At 66.5% G+C, this 17126-nt stretch carries 16 protein-coding genes; 10 read left to right on the plus strand and 6 right to left on the minus strand.

Features of this window, described 5'->3' with window-relative positions:
• Positions 1-2: 2 nt before the first annotated feature.
• Positions 3-800 carry a 2-(1,2-epoxy-1,2-dihydrophenyl)acetyl-CoA isomerase PaaG gene (gene paaG / locus AC1PPK_RS18270; RefSeq protein ID WP_481114439.1) on the minus strand — a complete coding sequence of 266 codons (798 nt, stop codon included), beginning with the start codon at positions 798-800 and terminating at the stop codon, positions 3-5.
• A 12-nt stretch (positions 801-812) separates the two neighbouring features.
• Positions 813-2480 carry a phenylacetic acid degradation protein PaaN gene (paaN, locus tag AC1PPK_RS18275; RefSeq protein WP_481114440.1) on the minus strand — a complete coding sequence of 556 codons (1668 nt, stop codon included), beginning with the start codon at positions 2478-2480 and terminating at the stop codon, positions 813-815.
• Positions 2481-2822: 342 nt separating this feature from the next.
• On the opposite strand from paaN, the gene AC1PPK_RS18280 reads away from it, so the two are divergent.
• The 4 genes from AC1PPK_RS18280 (at position 2823) to AC1PPK_RS18295 (ending at position 6379) form a co-directional block, all read left to right on the plus strand.
• Positions 2823-3851, plus strand: a complete 1029-nt coding sequence (locus AC1PPK_RS18280; RefSeq protein ID WP_481114441.1) for a hypothetical protein — start codon at positions 2823-2825, stop codon at positions 3849-3851.
• Between the two features lie 13 nt (positions 3852-3864).
• A complete protein-coding gene (locus tag AC1PPK_RS18285) occupies positions 3865-4914 on the plus strand; it encodes a 2Fe-2S iron-sulfur cluster-binding protein (RefSeq protein WP_481114442.1) in 1050 nt (349 codons plus the stop codon).
• A gap of 97 nt (positions 4915-5011) precedes the next feature.
• Positions 5012-5953 carry a phenylacetic acid degradation operon negative regulatory protein PaaX gene (paaX, locus tag AC1PPK_RS18290; protein ID WP_481114443.1) on the plus strand — a complete coding sequence of 314 codons (942 nt, stop codon included), beginning with the start codon at positions 5012-5014 and terminating at the stop codon, positions 5951-5953.
• Positions 5954-6058: 105 nt separating this feature from the next.
• Positions 6059-6379, plus strand: a complete 321-nt coding sequence (locus AC1PPK_RS18295; RefSeq protein WP_481114444.1) for an antibiotic biosynthesis monooxygenase family protein — start codon at positions 6059-6061, stop codon at positions 6377-6379.
• A gap of 12 nt (positions 6380-6391) precedes the next feature.
• Here AC1PPK_RS18295 and paaY read toward each other — a convergent pair whose 3' ends face one another.
• Complete coding sequence (paaY, locus tag AC1PPK_RS18300; RefSeq protein WP_481114445.1) at positions 6392-7006, minus strand: phenylacetic acid degradation protein PaaY; 615 nt, start codon at positions 7004-7006, stop codon at positions 6392-6394.
• An 80-nt stretch (positions 7007-7086) separates the two neighbouring features.
• On the opposite strand from paaY, the gene AC1PPK_RS18305 reads away from it, so the two are divergent.
• The 5 genes from AC1PPK_RS18305 to AC1PPK_RS18325 all read left to right on the plus strand — a co-directional run bounded on the left by AC1PPK_RS18305 (position 7087) and on the right by AC1PPK_RS18325 (position 11566).
• The gene (locus AC1PPK_RS18305; RefSeq protein WP_481114446.1) at positions 7087-7869 is read left to right on the plus strand and encodes an IclR family transcriptional regulator; all 783 of its coding nucleotides are present in this window, start codon (positions 7087-7089) and stop codon (positions 7867-7869) included.
• Positions 7870-8174: 305 nt separating this feature from the next.
• Positions 8175-9053, plus strand: a complete 879-nt coding sequence (locus AC1PPK_RS18310) for a branched-chain amino acid ABC transporter permease (RefSeq protein ID WP_481114447.1) — start codon at positions 8175-8177, stop codon at positions 9051-9053.
• A 3-nt stretch (positions 9054-9056) separates the two neighbouring features.
• A complete protein-coding gene (locus AC1PPK_RS18315; protein ID WP_481114448.1) occupies positions 9057-9989 on the plus strand; it encodes a branched-chain amino acid ABC transporter permease in 933 nt (310 codons plus the stop codon).
• Positions 9989-10750 carry an ABC transporter ATP-binding protein gene (locus AC1PPK_RS18320; RefSeq protein ID WP_481114449.1) on the plus strand — a complete coding sequence of 254 codons (762 nt, stop codon included), beginning with the start codon at positions 9989-9991 and terminating at the stop codon, positions 10748-10750. Before AC1PPK_RS18315 ends, AC1PPK_RS18320 begins: the two co-directional genes overlap by 1 nt.
• A gap of 18 nt (positions 10751-10768) precedes the next feature.
• Complete coding sequence (locus AC1PPK_RS18325) at positions 10769-11566, plus strand: ABC transporter ATP-binding protein (protein ID WP_481114450.1); 798 nt, start codon at positions 10769-10771, stop codon at positions 11564-11566.
• Positions 11567-11717: 151 nt separating this feature from the next.
• On the opposite strand, the gene AC1PPK_RS18330 is transcribed toward AC1PPK_RS18325, so the two are convergent.
• The 3 genes from AC1PPK_RS18330 to aliA all read right to left on the minus strand — a co-directional run bounded on the left by AC1PPK_RS18330 (position 11718) and on the right by aliA (position 15574).
• Positions 11718-13082 (minus strand): porin, encoded by a 1365-nt coding sequence (locus AC1PPK_RS18330; RefSeq protein ID WP_481114451.1) that lies wholly within the window; start codon positions 13080-13082, stop codon positions 11718-11720.
• Between the two features lie 83 nt (positions 13083-13165).
• Positions 13166-13939 (minus strand): enoyl-CoA hydratase, encoded by a 774-nt coding sequence (locus AC1PPK_RS18335; protein WP_481114452.1) that lies wholly within the window; start codon positions 13937-13939, stop codon positions 13166-13168.
• An 18-nt stretch (positions 13940-13957) separates the two neighbouring features.
• Positions 13958-15574: a cyclohexanecarboxylate-CoA ligase gene (gene aliA / locus AC1PPK_RS18340; RefSeq protein WP_481114453.1), complete on the minus strand. Its 1617-nt coding sequence runs from the start codon at positions 15572-15574 to the stop codon at positions 13958-13960.
• A 399-nt stretch (positions 15575-15973) separates the two neighbouring features.
• Between aliA and aliB the strand changes: the two genes are divergently transcribed.
• Positions 15974-17122 carry a cyclohexanecarboxyl-CoA dehydrogenase gene (gene aliB, locus AC1PPK_RS18345; protein WP_481114454.1) on the plus strand — a complete coding sequence of 383 codons (1149 nt, stop codon included), beginning with the start codon at positions 15974-15976 and terminating at the stop codon, positions 17120-17122.
• Positions 17123-17126 lie beyond the last annotated feature (4 nt).

The following is a 17126-nucleotide window of genomic DNA, read 5'->3' on the forward strand; positions in this document are numbered from 1 at the left end:
GCTCATTCCCCCGTGAACTTCGGCGTGCGCTTTTCCATGAAGGCGGCCACACCCTCGGCGTAGTCCGCGCTCCAGCCCAGTTCGCGCATGAAGCCGCCCTCGAAGGAGAGCTGCTGTTCCAGCGTATGGCCGGGCGCCGCGTGCAGGGCCTGGCGGGTGCGCACCAGCGCCTTGGTGGGCATCGCGGCGAGCTGGGCGGCAAGGCCGTCCACGCGGGCGGCGAACTCCGCGTCGTCGTAGGCGGCCCAGATCAGCCCCCAGTCGGCGGCCTTGTCGGCCGGCAGCTTCTCGGCCAGCAGCGCCAGTCCCATCGCCCGCGCCATACCGACTCGCTGGGGCAGGAACCAGGTGCCGCCGGTGTCGGGCACCAGACCGATCTTGCTGAAGGCCTGCAGGAAGGACGCCGAGCGGGCCGCCACCACCAGGTCGCAGGCCAGCGCCACGCTGGCGCCGGCGCCGGCGGCGATGCCATTCACCGCGGCGATGGTCGGCACACGCAGGTTCTGCAGGCGCAGCACCAGCGGCTTGTAATTGCGCTCGACGACATTGCCGATGTCGGGCATCGCCCCGTCGGCTGTCCTGGCCATGTCCGGGTCGGCCAGATCCTGGCCGGCGCAGAAGGCACGCCCCGCGCCGCTGAGGACCAGCACGCGCACGGCCTTGTCGGCCTGCAGCGCGTCGAGGGCATGCCGCAACTCGGCGTGCATCTCGCCGGTGAAGCTGTTGAGCTTGTCCGGCCGGTTGAGGGTCAGGCGAGCAACGCCCTCCTCCACCGTGTAGAGGATGTTCCGGTATTCCATGTCGGGGCTCCTTCAGGCGTGGTAGCGGCGCTGCACCACGCGGAAGCGGTTGGCGACGAAGGCCGAGTCGGCGTAGGCCGCGTTGGCCGCCGGGTTGCCGCCGGTGCCGTGGTAGTCGGAGAAGGCCGCCGACTGATTGACGAACACGCCGCCGCTCAGGTTGATGGACAGGGCGACCTTGCTGCGCCAGGTGGCTTTGGTCATCGCGTCGAGCACCGCCTGACGCGTCGAATAGACGCCGACCGTCAGCGCGCCGTGGGTGGCGACGACCCGCTCGGACAGCGCGATGGCCGCCGCCGTGTCGGCCGTCTTGACGATGAAGCTGATCGGCCCGAAGCGCTCTTCCATATAGCGCCGCTCGTCGGCCGCGTCGCAGGCCAGCAGCACCGGCGTGCGCACGCGGGCGGCCGGGAAGTCCGGGTTCTCCAGCGTCTTCGAGGCCAGCACGACCTGCCCCAGCTCGCCGCTGTCGGCCAGCGCGATGCGTTCGAGGGTGTCGGAGGACTGGATCGCGCCGAGCACCGCGTGGGCGACTTCCGGCTTGGACAGGAAGCGCTCGACGGCGCGGGCCAGGTCTGCACACACCTCGTCGTAAGTCTTGTGGCCTTCGTCGGTGTCGATGCCGCCAGCCGGGACGAAGATCGCCTGGGAGGTGGTGCACATCTGCCCTGAGTACAGGGACAGCGTGAAAGCCAGGTTGCCGAGCGTCGCCTTATAGGCGTCCGTCGAGTCGATGACGATGTTGTTCACACCGGCCAGCTCCGCATACACCTGGGCCTGGCGGCAGTTGTCGATGAGCCATTGGCCGAACACGTTGCTGCCGGTGAAATCCACCGACTTGATCGCAGGATGGGTCGCCAGCGCCTGGGTAGTGGCGCGCTTGTCGGTGACGCACAGGCTGACCAGGTCGGGGTCGAGGCCGTTCTCGGCCAGCACGGCGCGGATCGCGCGCACGGTGATGGCGGCGGGCAGGATCGCGTTGCTGTGCGGCTTGACGATCACCCCGTTGCCGGTAGCCAGCGCGGCGAACAGGCCCGGATAAGTATTCCAGGTCGGGAAGGTGCCGCAGCCGATCACCAGCGCCACGCCACGCCCGACGATCTCGAAGTGCTTCTTCATCACCAGCGGCGGGTTCTTGCCTTGGGGCTTTTCCCAATGGGCCTCGGCCGGGACGAAGCTCTGCTCGCGCCAGGCGTAGGCGAGCGCTTCGAGGCCGCGGTCCTGCGCATGGGGCGCGCCGGCCTGGAAGGCCATCATCCAGCCCTGCCCGGTGGTCTGCATCACCGCGTGGGCGATCTCGAAGCTCTGCTTGTTGAGGCGGTCGAGAATCTCCAGACAGATGCCGGTCCGGCCCTCGGCGCCGACCGCCTGCCATTCGGTCATGGCGGCCTGTGCGGCCTCGATCAGCGCTTCCGGCGTGCACACCGGGTAAGTCGTGCCCAGGTCGATACCGTAGGGTGAGGTCTCGCCGCCGTGCCAGCCGGTCTGGCCGGGCTGCCCCAGCTCGAAGCACTGCCCCTTGTGGGCCTCGAACGCGCGGCGGCCGTCTTCAGGCGCGGTTTCGCCGTACAGCTTGGGACTGGGCATTTCCGGGTAGGCCGACCAATAGCCCCGGGTGGCGATGGCTGCCAGGGCGCCATCGAGCGTACTGCGATGCTTCTCGAAGAGGGGGTGCGTCATCTTGTGTCTCCGTCGGGTTTGTTCTCCTGATCTAAACGTTACAAATTGAACTGATATAAGTCAATGCTAGGTATCGAATTTTTCTGCTAGAAAGATTCTGAGTTACGTTAAACAGAACTGGTTTCTCTGTTTATTTTTCTTTTATAACATATATTTAGCGAATTTCTTCGACAATCAAAGCCGGCATCTCGTGCAACAAAGCGATTCAATCCGTGCTCATCTTGAGATTTATTTGATACATTTTTATTGACCAAAATTATTTTTATGTATCACCATTAACCCCGCACACCGGATGGTCTTGCCGACCGGGCGCAAACACACCAATCAAACAGGAGGAGCACGATGAGCAATCACAAGGAACGGTTCGCCGACAAGATGGAATTTCCACCGGCCACCCCGCAGCCCAACGTCTATCCGCTGTCATGGCACAGCCATACGAAGAAGTTGCAGGAAGTATGGAAAGCCTCGCTGCGCGAGAACTGGGACCCGGAAAAGCTGCCGTGGGACACGCTGGATCTGGACAGCTACAGCTGGGAGGAGCGCGAAGCCATCGCCTACTGGTGGAGCCTGCTGTCGGTGTTCGACGCCTCCGCACCGCCGGTTTTTGCCGAGGCATTGGTCAAGACCTACGAGGTCCATGAGGAAGACCCGGTGCGCAAGTGCTTCTTCTCGGTGACCCGCGACGAGCAGAACCACGAAATCATGTGCGGGCTGGCGATCACCCGCCTGCTCGGCCACCCGGACCCGCTCACCTACACGCCGAAGACCGAACTCGGCAAACGCCTGCAGAAGAACGTGCACTGGCTGTATTTCAACGGCAGCCGCTACTGGAGCGGCTACAAGCAGGCGGTTCCCAAGTACGACCTCGCCGTGCTGTTCAGCTCATTCCTGATGGGCGAGATCGCCGCCGCCACCATCTTCAAACAGATGTACGAGAACTCCCGCGAGGCGGTGTTCAAAGAGGGCTTCCGCAACATCGGCCGCGACGAAGGCCGCCACATGGCGATCTGCATGGCGGTGATGGAGCGCGACTACCCCGGCCTGGCCCCCGAGACGCGGGCCGTCGTCACCAAGCAGATCCGCGCCGGCTACCTGTTCCTGTCCGCAGTGCTGTTCGAGCCGCCGATGGAGTTCTGGGACCTGCCCGCCGACTTCATCGCCAACCAGCGGGAGGCGGAGGAAGTGGCCCGCGCCGCCGGCTTCGGCATCCCCACCTATGAGGCCAAGCTGCAGAACTGGAAGAGCGCCATGCTCAACCTGAAGGGCGTGCTCGACCGCTACGACATCCCCTTCCCCGCCATTCCCGAGGTCGGGATCTCCGGGCAGGAGATCAGCGACATCGAGATGGAAGACATCATCCCGGTGTTCTGACGGAGAGGCCGCCATGTCCCGCATCATCATGCAAGCATCCGGCCGCTCGGTGGACTGCGCCTACGGCGACACCGTGCTGATGGCCCTCGAAAAGGCCGGCTACGCGCTGCCCAACAACTGCCGCGCCGGCGCCTGTGGCGAATGCAAGGTCAAGGTCGTATCCGGCCAGTTCGATCAGGGCATGGTCCTGGACATGGCCCTCTCCGCCGACGAGCGTCGGCAGGGCTACGGCCTGATGTGCATGGCCAAGCCCCTGTCCGACGAGTTGGCCATCGACTGGGGCAGCGAAGACGCCCGCCCCAAGCTGTTCCCGCCGCGGGAAGATGCGCTTTTCGTTGTCACCGACAAGCACTTGGTCGCTGAACGGGTTGTCGAGCTGCGCCTGCGCCCGGTGGGGCAGCCGATCCGCTACTGGCCCGGCCAGTATGTGACCCTTGGCAACCCGCGCGCCGGCATCCCGGCCCGCGCCTATTCCATCGCCGGCGCGCCGCGTCCGGACGGGGAGATCGTGCTGCAGGTCGCCCGCGCCGACGGTGGCCTGACCAGCGCGTGGGTTCACGACACGCTGGCGGTCGGCGACAGCGTCAAGCTGTCCGGCGCCCACGGTACCTTCATCGGCGATCCGGGCGTGGACACGCCGGTGCTGTGCCTCGCCGCCGGCACCGGCCTCGCGCCGATCCTGGCCCTCACCGAGGCAGCGCTGCGGCGCGGCTTCCGCCGTCCGGTCACGATTCTGTGCTCGGCGCGCACTGAAGCCGACCTGTACGGCCGCGGGCTGATGGTCTGGTGGCGCACCAAGCACCGCAATTTCGATTACGCCTTCACGCTCACCCGCGAAAAACGCGCCGACTACCTGCACGGCCGCATCGACACGGTGCTGCCTGCACGTTTTCCGGACCTGTCGCGGCATACGGTCTTCGCCGCCGGCAGCCCAGCCTTCGTGGACAGCTGTGTCTCTACTGCACGCGCGCTGGGCGCAGCGCCGGAGCGGATCCACAGCGAAGGTTTCTTCGCGCAACAACAGGCGATGGAAGTAGACCTGGCCCCGCTGCTCGCTCTCTGAGTTCCGCGGCCCGGTCTTGCCCGGCGGGCCGCGCTACCCAGACCGGGAGGGAGTCGCTACACTCCCGGGCTTCGCCGCCGATCCACCGCTCCGTCCCGTGCTCCCCCCGATCCAGCAACGCCTCGAAGATTTTCGCCAGCAGGGCCGCGTGCAGGCTGGCTCCCTGATCATCTCCGTATTCGGCGATGCGGTTCTGCCACGGGGTGGCCGCATCTGGCTGGGCAGCCTGATCCGCCTGCTCGAACCCATCGAGCTCAACGAGCGGCTGATCCGCACCTCGGTGTTCCGGCTCGCCAAGGAAGAATGGCTGCGCACCGAACCTTCAGGCCGGCGCACCGACTACCTGCTGACGCCGTCCGGGCAGCGGCGCTTCGAAGAAGCCTCGCGCCACATCTACGCCTCCAACGCGCCTCTGTGGGACCGCCGCTGGCGTCTGATCCTGACGGTCGGCGAACTGACACCGAAGGAGCGCGACCATCTGCGCCGCGCGCTGTTCTGGCAGGGCTTCGGGGCCCTCGGTGGAGATTGCTTCGTGCACCCCGGCGCGGACCTGCCCACCGCCTTCGACGCGCTGATCGCCGAAGGACTGGGCGATGTGCTCGGCAAGCTCAAGCCACTGGTGGCGGCCGACGCCCAGCTCGGCGGCTCGGCCAACGATCACGAGATGGTGCACGGTGCCTGGAACCTGCAGGAGCTGGCCGACATGTACGCCGGCTTCGCCGCCCGCTACCAGCCGGTGCTCGGCCAGCTGCGGGACGGTCAGGACGCGGTGGACGACGAAAGCGCCTTCCTGCTGCGCGTGCTGCTGATCCACGACTACCGGCGCCTGCTGCTGCGCGACCCGGAGCTGCCCGACGTTCTGCTGCCCACCGGCTGGCCGGGGCAACAGGCGCGCATGCTGTGCCGGGAGATCTACCGCCGCCTGCTGACGCCGTCCGAGCGCCACCTGGACCGGCACTTTCAGCTGGCCGACGGCCACACGCCGGAAGCCTCGCCGGCCCTGCTCGAACGCTTCCGCCAGGCCGACCCACTGGCCTGAGCTAACCCCTGGGTGCGCAGCCCGCCCACGGCTGGATCTTGCTCTTGTCATGCAACTCCCCGGCGCGTCTAATACGCGGCTTTTTCATTGGAAGGGCCGCAAACAATGTACTCCTCCACCTTCATCTTCGCGGCGAAGCCTTTCGACGCGGAATTCCACCGTCTCGACGATGCCATCGCCAGCGCCGCCCGGACGATTCCGGGCTACCTCGGCGAGACCACCTGGGAAAATCCGCAAACCGGCCTCGTCTCCAATGTGTACTACTGGGACAGCCTGGAGGCCCTGCAATCCCTGGTCACCCACCCCCTTCACCTGGAAGCCAAAGAGAAGCAGGCACGCTGGCTCGACGGCTACCAGGTCATCGTCTCCCAGGTTCTGCGCACCTATGGAGACGGCCGCCTGGGCGGATTGCCCGGGCCTTTCTGACGGGCCCGTTCACTATTCCTTCTGCCGCAGGGCCACCAGCGGCACCACGTCTGGGATGTGGATGCGCGGGCGGTCCGGCTCGACGGCTGTCAGCGGCGTGGTCTCCACCAGCGTTGCCAGGCAGCGGCGGGTCAGGTCCTGGTAGGTGGCGGTGCCTTCACCCTTCCAGCGGATCTCTTCTTCAGTCAGCGCCCGCACGACCTTGGCCGGCATACCGGCCACCAGCATCCGCGGCGGGATCTCCATGCCGGCCTTGACGAAGGCCGAAGCTGCGACGATGGCCTCTTCACCGATCACCGCGTTGTCCATGATCACCGCGTTCATGCCCACCAGCGCATTGCGCCCGACCCGGCAGCCGTGCAGCACCGCGCCGTGGCCAATGTGGCCGTCCTCCTCAACCACCGTGTCGGTGCCGGGAAAGCCGTGCATCACGCAGGTGTCCTGCAGATTGGCGCCGCGCTCCAGGATCAGCCGGCCAAAATCGCCGCGCAGGCTGGCACAGGGCCCCACGTAGCAGCCGGGGCCGACGATCACGTCGCCGATCAGCACGGCGGAAGGATGCACATAGGCGCTCGGATCGACCACCGGCACGATGCCGTCGATGGCGTAGACTTTCAAGGAATTCACTGCTGTTCTCCTTTTGCGGTTGTTGTGTTACATCTTCATCGATATTTTCGTATTTTTGTAATTATTTCGGCGAACGAACGATGAGCGAAGACCTGGAAGGAAAACACGGCGTGCAGTCCCTTGAGGTGGGCATGAGCATCCTCAGAGCCATGACCACCGGCAAACGCTCAATGATGCTGAAGGACATCGCGGCCGCCGCCGGCATGCCGCCGTCCAAGGCCCACCGCTACCTGGTCAGCCTGATCCGCAGCGGTCTCGTCGAGCAGGACCCGCAGACTTCCCGCTACGACCTCGGCCCCTTCGCGCTGAGTCTCGGACTCGTCGCCCTCGACCGTATCGACCGCATCCGCCTGGGCCTCAACGCAATCACCGACCTGCGCGACGCGGTCAACGAGACCACCGCCCTCGCGGTATGGAGCGACAACGGGCCGGTGGTGGTGCGCTGGGAACGGCCGCGCCGGCCGATCACCGTCAATGTGGTCACCGGCACCACCCTCGGCCTGCTCAGCTCCGCGGTCGGCCAGGTCTTCTGCGCGTGGCTGCCGGAGCGCCAGATCGCGCCACTGATCCAGCGGGAGATTGAAGCCGGCCGCAGCCTGGCCGGCATCGTCAGTATGGACGACGCGCGCCAGCTTCTCGCGGACGTCCGCGCCCGCGGCCTGGCGGTGATCTCCGGCAACTACATCCTGCGCGGCGTCGAGGCCGTCGCGGCGCCGGTCTTCAATTTCAAGAACGAGATTACGCTGGCCATCGTGCTGGTCGCTGTCGAAGGCTCGATGGACCTCGCCGAGCACAGCCCCACCCTCGCTGCGCTACGCGACGCCGCCCACGCCCTGTCCCAGCGCCTCGGCGCCACTTCCTGAACGCTCCCGGGGCCGGGCTACGCCCAGCCCGACCTGCCACAACGGGCAGGAAAGCCCGGGTCGTCCCGGCCTTGCCTTGATGCACCCTCCCTCGGAAACCCGCCTGCCGCCTCGTCGGCAGCTCTTTCGCTCGCCCATTCGAAAATTAGATACATAAATTTTCGTTGACGTTGTTTTTTGTATCACTTCTAATAAACAGAACAAATTACAAAATACAGAACACCGTCAGTGTCCACGCTGGCGCCATCCAATGAGGAGACCCCGATGAACACCCCACCCGCCGCCCACCGACCGGAAGGAGCGAGATGATGCTTGCCCAGTTCCTGCAGTTCCTCTTCTCCGGTATCACCGTCGGTGCCACCTACGCGCTGGCGGCCCTCGGCTTCACGCTGATCTACAACGCCAGCAACGTCATCAACTTCGCCCAGGGCGAATTCATCATGCTGGGCGGCATGCTCGCGGTGTTCTTCGCCCAGTCCGGCCTGCCGCTGCCGGCGGCGATGCTGCTGGCGATCCTGGTGCCGGCCGGCGTCGGCGTGCTGATCGAGAAGCTGGCCATCGAGCCGGTGAAAGGCGCCGAGACGGTGAGCCTGATCATCATCACCATCGGCGCCTCGCTGGTGATCCGCGGGCTGGCGGCGGTCGGCTTCGGCAAGGGCACCTTCAGCCTGCCGGCCTTCTCCGGCGAGACGCCCATCGACGTGCTCGGCGCCACGCTGATGCCCCAGAGCCTGTGGGTCCTGGGCGTCACTGCCGTAGCGGTCGGCGCGCTGTGGTACTTCTTCAACTACAGCCTGGCCGGCAAGGCCATGCTGGCCACCGCCTGCAACCGCGTGGCGGCGCAGCTGGTCGGCATCGACACCAACGGCGTGCTGTTCCTCAGCTTCGCGCTGTCAGCGGGCCTGGGCGCCCTCGGCGGCATCCTCATCGCCCCGCTGACCCTCACCGCCTACGACGTGGGCGTGATGCTGGGCCTCAAGGGCTTCGTCGCGGCGGTGCTGGGCGGCCTCGGAAACGGCCTCGGCGCGGTGGTCGGCGGCCTGCTGGTCGGCCTCATCGAGGCCCTTGGCGCCGGCTACATCTCGTCGGCCTACAAGGACGCGATCCCCTTCGTGCTGATCCTCCTGATCCTTTTCTTCATGCCCCGCGGCCTGTTCGGCGCGCGCCTTACCGAACGGGTGTAAGCCATGCGAACCACTGCCTACTTCGGCCTGCACATCGTCATCGCGATCCTCGCGCTGCTGCCCTTCGTGCTGCCCAACAGCTTCTATCTCGACCTGGCGATTCGCATGGCGATCAACGCGGTGATCGTCCTCGGCCTCAACCTGCTGATCGGCTTCGCCGGGCAGATCAGCCTCGGCCATGCCGGCTTCCTCGGTATCGGGGCCTACGCGTCGGCGGTGCTGCCGACCCATTTCGGCCTGCACCCGCTCCTCGCGATGGGCGCCGGCGCCGCGCTGGCCGGCCTGCTCGCCACGCTGGTGGCGCGCCCGATCTTCCGCCTGAAGGGCAACTACCTGGCGATGGCGACCCTCGGCCTGGGCATCATCCTCAACATCGCCCTGCGCAACGAGGCGGCGTGGACCGGCGGCCCCGACGGCATACCGGTGCCGGCCCTCGGCCTGGCCGGCTTCGAGCTGAGCAGCGACCGCCAGTGGTACTGGCTCGTCGCGGCGCTGCTGGCGGTCAGCGTATGGGCCTCCCTCAACCTCATCGACTCCCCCTTCGGCCGCGCGCTGCGCGCCCTGCACGGCTCCGAGGTGGCGGCCCGTGTAGTGGGCGTGGATGTGGCCCGCTACAAGCTCGCCATCTTCGTGATGTCGGCGGTCTTCGCCAGCCTGATGGGCAGCGTGACGGCCCATTACGTGGGCTTCGTGACGCCCGGCCTGGCCGACTTCTTCCACTCCATCGAGCTGGTGACGATGGTCGTCATCGGCGGCATGGCCTCGGTATATGGCTCCCTCATCGGCGCCGTGCTGCTCACTGCGCTGCCCCAGGCACTAACGGCCTTCGAGGGATGGGAGACGGTGGTGTTCGGCGCGATCCTGATGCTGTGCATGATCTTCCTGCCCCGCGGCCTGGTCCCGACCCTGGCCGCCCGTTTCGGGAGGGCCGCCTGATGCCGCTGCTCGAAGTCTCCGGCCTGTCCATCCACTTCGGCGGCGTGAAGGCCGTGCAGGACGTCAGCTTCAGCATCGACGCCGGCGTGGTGTACGCGGTCATCGGCCCCAACGGCGCCGGCAAGACCACCCTGTTCAACCTGATCACCGGCGTCTACCGACCGACCCACGGCGACATCCGCCTGGACGGCGAGACCATCGCCGGCCGCTCGCCGGAAGCCCTGGCCCGGCGCGGCGTGGCGCGCACCTTCCAGAACCTGCAGGTGTGCATGAACATGAGCGCCCTCGAAAACGTGATGGTCGGCGCCCACCTGCGCCTCGACCGCAACCTGCTCAAGGCCGCGCTGCGCTTTCCCGGCCTCGCCCGGCGGGACACCGAGCTGCGCGACGAAGCCGCCGAACTGATGCGCTTCGTCGGCCTGGCCGACTACCTGTCGGCCCGCGCCGACGCCATGCCCTACGGCGCCCTCAAGCGCCTGGAGATCGCCCGCGCGCTGGCCATGCGGCCGCGCCTGCTGTTCCTCGACGAACCGGCCGCCGGTCTCAACCCCAGCGAAACCCTGGAGGTGGACGCGCTGGTGCGGCGCATCGCCGACGCCGGCGTGACCGTCGTACTGGTCGAGCACGACATGAAGATGGTCATGAACCTGTCCGACCGCATCCTGGTGCTCGACTACGGCCGCCGGCTGGCCGAAGGCAGCGCCGAGGAAGTCCGCCGCAACCCGGACGTGATCGCCGCCTACCTGGGCGCCCACGCCTGAGCCCCCGGAGCCTCACCAATGGAAACCACTCTTTTCAGCCCCGCCGACCTTATGGCCACCTCCCATCCCGCGCCTGTCCCATCAGACCGCCATGCCGCCGGCGGCACCGCGCCACTGCTGCGTGTCGAGGGGCTGACCAGCGCCTACGGCCGCATCCAGGCCCTGAAGGGCATCAGCGTGGAGCTGCGGCGCGGCGAAACCGTGGCCCTGGTCGGCGCCAACGGCGCTGGCAAGACCACCTTCCTGCGCTGCCTGTCCGGCGTGCAGCCAATCAGCGGTGGCCACATCCTCTTCGACGGCGAGGATATCTCGACACTGCGGGCCGACAAGCGCATGCGCCGCGGTATCTGCCAGTCGCCGGAGGGGCGCCAGGTCTTCGGCCCACTGTCCATCGAGGACAACCTGCGCCTCGGCGCCTACACCCAGCCGCGCCAGCAGGTGGCCGGCGACCTGGAGCGGGTCTATGGACTCTTCCCGGTGCTCGCCGAGAAGCGCCGCCTGCCCGCCGGCACCCTGTCCGGCGGGCAGCAGCAGATGCTGGCCATCGGCCGCGCGCTGATGGGCCGCCCGCGCCTGCTGCTGCTCGACGAACCCTCCATGGGCCTCGCGCCGCTGCTGGTGGAAGAGGTCTTCGCCGTGGTCAAGGCCCTCAAGGCCGAAGGCATGAGCATTGTGCTGGCCGAACAGAACGCCTTCGCCGCCCTCGCCCTGGCCGACCGGGGCTATGTGCTGGAAACCGGCAGCGTCGCGCTGAAAGGCAGCGGTGCCGAGCTGATCGGCAACGAGCAGGTACGCAGCGCCTACCTGGGGATGTGAGCAGGCTCCGGGTATCGAGCAGCTTGCTCTCTCGGAAGGCTTGCCCGGTAAGGCAAGCTCGCCCCATGGGGTGAGATCATTTGCCCCACAGGGAGGCTGAAGCAGCCCCGGCACTGCCGGCAACGGTCCCGCCCGCAGCGCCGTTCAGGCTTTAGAACACGTGGTTCACACCGAGCATATAGCCGCTCGGGTCGTAGCCCGGCTTGGCCACCGTGCCGACCAGGTTGCCGCCGTCCGTCAGGCTGTAGCTGGCGTTGGTCTTGTTGAGCACCTTGCCCCAGGTGCCGTACAGCGTCGTGCTGTCCTGCAGCTTGTACGCGTAGGCAAGCCCCAGCAGGTTGGCGTCGCGGTTCTTGATCGACTTGTCGTCGAGCTGGCTGTAGCTCACGAAGGCCTTGCCACGCCACACCGGGATGCCGGCACTGACGCTCCAGCCTTCGGCCTTCGACAGCGTGGCCGTCACGTTCTCGTAGTTGCCGCCACTGATCCGGCCGGCCACATAGTTGCCATACAACGTGGCGAAGCCCAGGTTGTAGCTGCCGCCGACCTGCCAGCCGCGGCGCTTCGCCAAGCCGGTTTCCTGCGGGCCGGTCGCCGGGGCGACGTAGCTGGCGTTGTCTACGTTCCACGCCGTCACCGTGGCGTTGAGCGGGCCGCCGCTGTAGTACAGGGCCAGGTCGCCGCCGCGGCCGGCCTTGTCGGTGGTCACCGTCGTCGAACCGGCAGCGACCGGCGTCACCATGTTCACGTTGTTCTCGCTACCGCTGCTCAGCGTCAGCTGGCCGGAGAAACCGGCGACCTTCGGCGAGGCATACACCAGCGAGTTGTTGAGCCGCGTCGGCATGCCGCCAATGATCGGCAACAGGCCAGCCGACGAGCCGAAGAAACCGGCGCCCATCGCCGCCGACATCACCGACGAGGTGTAGGAGCCGGCGTACTGGCGGCCAGCCGTCACGGTACCGAAACGGGTCGAGAGCCCGGCGTAGATCTGGCGCGAGAATATCTGGCTGCCGTTGCTGGTTTGCCCGCCGCTGGACACCGCGGTGTTGTTGATGCCCGGCGTGATTGCGCCGGTCCCGACGGAACCGGTATCGAAGAGGATGCCCGCCTCCATCAGGTAGACGGCCTTGAGGTCGTCGCCGAGTTCCTTCTCCCCCTTGAAACCCAGGCGGGACGAGGTCATGCCGCCCGAGCCGAAGGTGCTCTTCTGGCCGTAGCCGCTGTTGACGGTAGACGCGCTGACGTCTGCGACGCCGTAGATCGTCAGCGTACCCGACGGGCCGGTCGGCACACCCATCTGCAGGCCGGCACCGCGGGCCGGGCCGCCGGTCTGGATTTCGGTCTTCTTCTGTTCCTGCTGGTTTTTCAGCAGCTGCTGGATCAGCTCGCGCTGGTCGGCCAGCTCGCGCTTGAGCGCGTCGATTTCAGTTTCGGCGAAGGCCGGCGAGACGGCAAACAGGCTGGCGATCAGGCAGGCCAGGCCGCTACGGCGCAAATTTCTGGAAGTCGTGGTCACAGGTGCTCCTCCATCATGTGGATGTTTGTTATGGGTGCTACGGGAAAAATGGGAGGCCCGGCGCCAAAGGCCGGGCGCGCCGTTCAACGGTCCTGGAAGACCGGTTTGCGCTTCTCGGCGAAGGCCGCCATGCCTTCCTTCTGGTCGGCCAGCGCGAAGGTGGCGTGCAGGGTGCGGCGCTCGAAGAGCAGGCCTTCGTTGAGCGGGCTCTCGAAGGCGCGACTGACCGCCTCCTTCATCATCATCAGCACCGGCAGGGAATAGCCGGCGATCACGCGGGCGGTCTCCAGCGCCTCGTCGAGCAGGCGCTCAGTGGGAATCACGCGGGACACCAGGCCGCAGCGCTCGGCCTCCTGGGCGTCCATCATGCGGCCGCTCAGGCACAGGTCCATCGCCTTGGCCTTGCCCACTGCCCGCGGCAGGCGCTGGGTGCCGCCAGCCCCCGGAATGGTGCCGATCTTGATCTCCGGCAGAGCGAAACGCGCGGTTTCGGCCGCCAGCACGATGTCGCACATCATCGCCAGCTCGCAGCCGCCGCCCAGGGCCAGCCCCGACACCGCAGCGATGACCGGCTTGCGGAAGGTCTTGAGGCGCTCCCAGTTACGGGTGATGAAATTGCCCTTGTAGGCGTCCATGTAGTCCATCGCGCGGATCGCCGTGATGTCGGCGCCGGCCGCGAAGGCCTTCTCGGAGCCGGTCAGCACGACGCAGCGGATGTCCTCGTTGGCCTCGAAGAGGTCCAGCGCCGCGCCGAGGGCGTCCATCACCTCGTCGTTCAGCGCGTTGTAAACCTGTGGCCGGCACAGGCGGATCAGGCCGACCTTGCCGAGCACCTCGGCCAGAATGACGTCACTCATGGGGTTCTCCGGTCCGGGTCAGTCGGCGTCGCCAAAGGCCTTGGCGGTGTTTCTGAGCTTGAATTTCTGCAGCTTGCCGCTGGGCGTGCGCGGCAGGTCCTCGACGATCTCGAGACGCTCGGGGAAGTACTGTTTCGCCATCTGCTGGCGCGTGAGATAGGCCGTCATCTCGGCAAAGTCGAAGTGCGCGCCGGGCTTCACCGACACGAAGGCGCACACCCGCTCGCCGAGGCGTTTGTCCGGATAGCCGACGATGGCCACCGCGGCAATCGCCGGGTGCTTGTAGAGCAGGTTCTCGATCTCAACGACGGGAATGTTTTCGCCACCGCGGATCACCACGTCCTTGGTGCGCCCGGTGATGCGGATGTAGCCATCCGCGTCGATAGTCGCCACGTCGCCGGTGTCGAACCAGCCGTCGGCGGACACGCTGTTGAGCTGCGGCCGCTTCAGGTAGCCGCCGAACAGGGACGCGCCGCGCACCAGCAGCGAGCCGCTCTCGCCGGCTGGCAGCGACAGCCCGTTGGCATCCACCACCTTGAGTTCCATGCCCGGCAACGGGCGGCCGTCGGAGATACCGGACATTTCCAGCGCCCGCGCCGGCTCGGTGACGGTCACCGCGCCGTTCTCGGTCATGCCCCACGCGGAGCACAGGCGCATGCCGAGCAGCGCCTGGGCGCGCTCGATCAGCACCGGCGGAATCGGCGCGCCGGCGCAGCAGAACTTGTTGAAGGCCTGCGTGGTGGTGTCGCCCGCGTCCACCGCATTGCACAGGTCGGCGACGAAGGGGGTGGACGCCATGCTGAAGGTCACGCCCTCGTCGCGGACGATCTGCAGCGCCCGCCGGGCATCCCAGATGTCCTGCAGCACGGTGGTCGAGTTGAGGATGATCGGCAGCATCGCCAGGTAGCCGTAGCCGGTCAGGTGGGCCATCGGCGAGGCGCCCAGCACGATGTCGTCGGGCCCCAGCTCCATGCGCTCGATGTAGGCGTGCAGGTTGGAGAACAGGGTGTTGGAGGTGTGCATCACGCCCTTCGGCTCGCCGGTAGTGCCGGAGGTGTACATCAGCAGCAGCACGTCGTCCGGCGCGAGGCCGGGGCCTTGCAGCGGCGGCGTGTCGTCGCACAGCAGGAGCGCGTCGAAGCTATCGGGCCCATCGCCGCCAACCACCACGAGCTGCCGGCTACCGGTGAGGCCACGGGCCATCGCCTCGTAGTCGAAGCCGCGGAACAGCTTGGGCACGACGAAGACCTTGGACTCGCCGAAGCCGAGCATGAAGTTCAGCTCGTGCTGGCGGAAGATCGGCATCAGCGGATTGGCCACCGCGCCGATGCGCACGCAGGCCAGGGACAGGGCGATGAACTCCCAGCAGTTGGGCAGCTGGAAACTCACCACGTCCTGCCGCCCGACGCCCAGCCGGACCAGACCGCGGGCGATGCGGTCGACGCGTGCGTCGAGCTCCCGGTAGCTGAGCCGCTGCGGCGCCTCCCGTTCCGCCGCGTAGGCCACCACCGCCGCCTTGTCCGGGCAGTCCCGCAGCGCGCGCTGCAGATACACGTCCACGGTCTCGTCCCGCCACAGCCCGGCGGCCTTCATCGGCTCCATCCTGGGAGCCAGCAGTACTGGGTCGAACTTCATTTCCGCTCTCCCCGGCCCGCCTGCGGCCTCCCGTGCTGCGCCACGACGACGGCGCTTGGCGCGCCCTTGATCCTCTCCTGCATGTCTCGCTCCTTGAGTGGTGTGTCGCTGTTGTGATCTTGTTGGAACTGTCTGCTGCGCGATGGCGTGCAACGTATCGATACGGCAGATTTAAGTCAACATATTTACTTTTTACAAGATTAAACGACGACTGTTGTTTCGTGCGACGCACAAAGAACGACCTTAAAAAGGCCATATATATGGGATTAAGTCCGTTTTGCTATCGCACATTAATTTTCAATTCGAGAATTTAATCGTCTATTTGTGTAAATATATTGACAGATTGAGCGATGGATTTTTAGAATCCGCCCAGACCCAACAACAAAGGAGACGGAGAAGATGGACTTCAGCCTCAGCGAAGAACAGAAGGCGCTGGTCGAGTCGGCCAGCCGGTTCGCCCGCAATCGCCTGGCGCCCGACTACCGGGCGCGGGAAAAAGCCGAATGTGTCGAGCGGGAGCTCGTCGTGGAAATGGGCGAACTGGGCTTTCTCGGCCCCGAGCTACCGGAACAGTTCGGCGGGCTCGGCGTGGATTGCGTGACCAGCGGCCTACTGCTGGAGCAGATCGCCTACGGCGACTTCAACGTGTCCTACGTCAATCTGCTCACGTCCCTGTGCGGGCAGATCGTCTCCGCCCACGCCAGGCCGGAAGTGGCGAAGGAATGGATGGATCTGGTCGTCACCGGGAAGAAGCTCATCGCCATCGCCCTCACCGAGCCGAGCGCCGGTTCCGACGCCGCCCGCCTCAAGCTGAAGGCGGTGCGCGACGGCAAGGACTTCATCCTCAGCGGCGAGAAGACCTCGATCTCGATGGCCACCCAGGCCGACGTGGCGGTGGTCTTCGCCCGCACCGGCAGCGAGGCCGACAAGGCGCGCGGGATCAGCGCCTTCCTGGTGCCGATGGACCTGCCCGGCGTGTCCCGCACCACCTTCGACGACATCGGCACCCGCCCGGTCGGGCGCGGCTCCATCTTCTTCGACGGCGTGCGCGTGTCGGAAGACATGATGCTCGGCGACGAAGGCCAGGGCTTCATCCAGGTGATGCAGGGTTTCGACTACAGCCGCGCGCTGATCGGCCTGCAGTGCATGGGCGTGGCTCGCGCCTCGCTGGACGAGGCCTGGCGCTACAGCCAGGAACGGGAAGCCTTCGGCAAGCCGATCGGCGAATTCCAGGGGGTCAGTTTCCCGCTGGCCGAGGCGGAAACCTATTACGAAGCCTGCCGCAACCTGTGCCTGCGCACCCTGTGGCTGAAGGACCAGCACCTGCCCCACACCGCCGAAGCGGCGATGTGCAAATGGTGGGCGCCGAAGCTGGCCTGCGAAATCATCCACCAGTGCCTGCTGACCCACGGCCACGGCGGCTACGGCGCCGACTACCACTTCGGCCAGCGCTACCGGGACGTACTCGGCCTGCAGATCGGCGACGGCACCGCGAACATCATGAAGATGATCATCGCGCGCCAGAAGACCGCCCAGTACGCGATGTGAGCGC

Source organism: Zoogloea sp. JDB1 (assembly GCF_056724025.1).

Excerpts from the sequence above, each read along its gene's own strand:
- paaG (WP_481114439.1), bottom strand. The coding sequence starts at position 800 with ATGGAATACCGGAACATCCTCTACACGGTGGAGGAGGGCGTTGCTCGC.
- paaN (WP_481114440.1), bottom strand. The coding sequence starts at position 2,480 with ATGACGCACCCCCTCTTCGAGAAGCATCGCAGTACGCTCGATGGCGCC.
- AC1PPK_RS18280 (WP_481114441.1), top strand. The coding sequence starts at position 2,823 with ATGAGCAATCACAAGGAACGGTTCGCCGACAAGATGGAATTTCCACCG.
- AC1PPK_RS18285 (WP_481114442.1), top strand. The coding sequence starts at position 3,865 with ATGTCCCGCATCATCATGCAAGCATCCGGCCGCTCGGTGGACTGCGCC.
- AC1PPK_RS18295 (WP_481114444.1), top strand. The coding sequence starts at position 6,059 with ATGTACTCCTCCACCTTCATCTTCGCGGCGAAGCCTTTCGACGCGGAA.
- AC1PPK_RS18305 (WP_481114446.1), top strand. The coding sequence starts at position 7,087 with ATGAGCGAAGACCTGGAAGGAAAACACGGCGTGCAGTCCCTTGAGGTG.
- AC1PPK_RS18310 (WP_481114447.1), top strand. The coding sequence starts at position 8,175 with ATGATGCTTGCCCAGTTCCTGCAGTTCCTCTTCTCCGGTATCACCGTC.
- AC1PPK_RS18315 (WP_481114448.1), top strand. The coding sequence starts at position 9,057 with ATGCGAACCACTGCCTACTTCGGCCTGCACATCGTCATCGCGATCCTC.
- AC1PPK_RS18320 (WP_481114449.1), top strand. The coding sequence starts at position 9,989 with ATGCCGCTGCTCGAAGTCTCCGGCCTGTCCATCCACTTCGGCGGCGTG.
- AC1PPK_RS18325 (WP_481114450.1), top strand. The coding sequence starts at position 10,769 with ATGGAAACCACTCTTTTCAGCCCCGCCGACCTTATGGCCACCTCCCAT.
- AC1PPK_RS18335 (WP_481114452.1), bottom strand. The coding sequence starts at position 13,939 with ATGAGTGACGTCATTCTGGCCGAGGTGCTCGGCAAGGTCGGCCTGATC.
- aliA (WP_481114453.1), bottom strand. The coding sequence starts at position 15,574 with ATGAAGTTCGACCCAGTACTGCTGGCTCCCAGGATGGAGCCGATGAAG.
- aliB (WP_481114454.1), top strand. The coding sequence starts at position 15,974 with ATGGACTTCAGCCTCAGCGAAGAACAGAAGGCGCTGGTCGAGTCGGCC.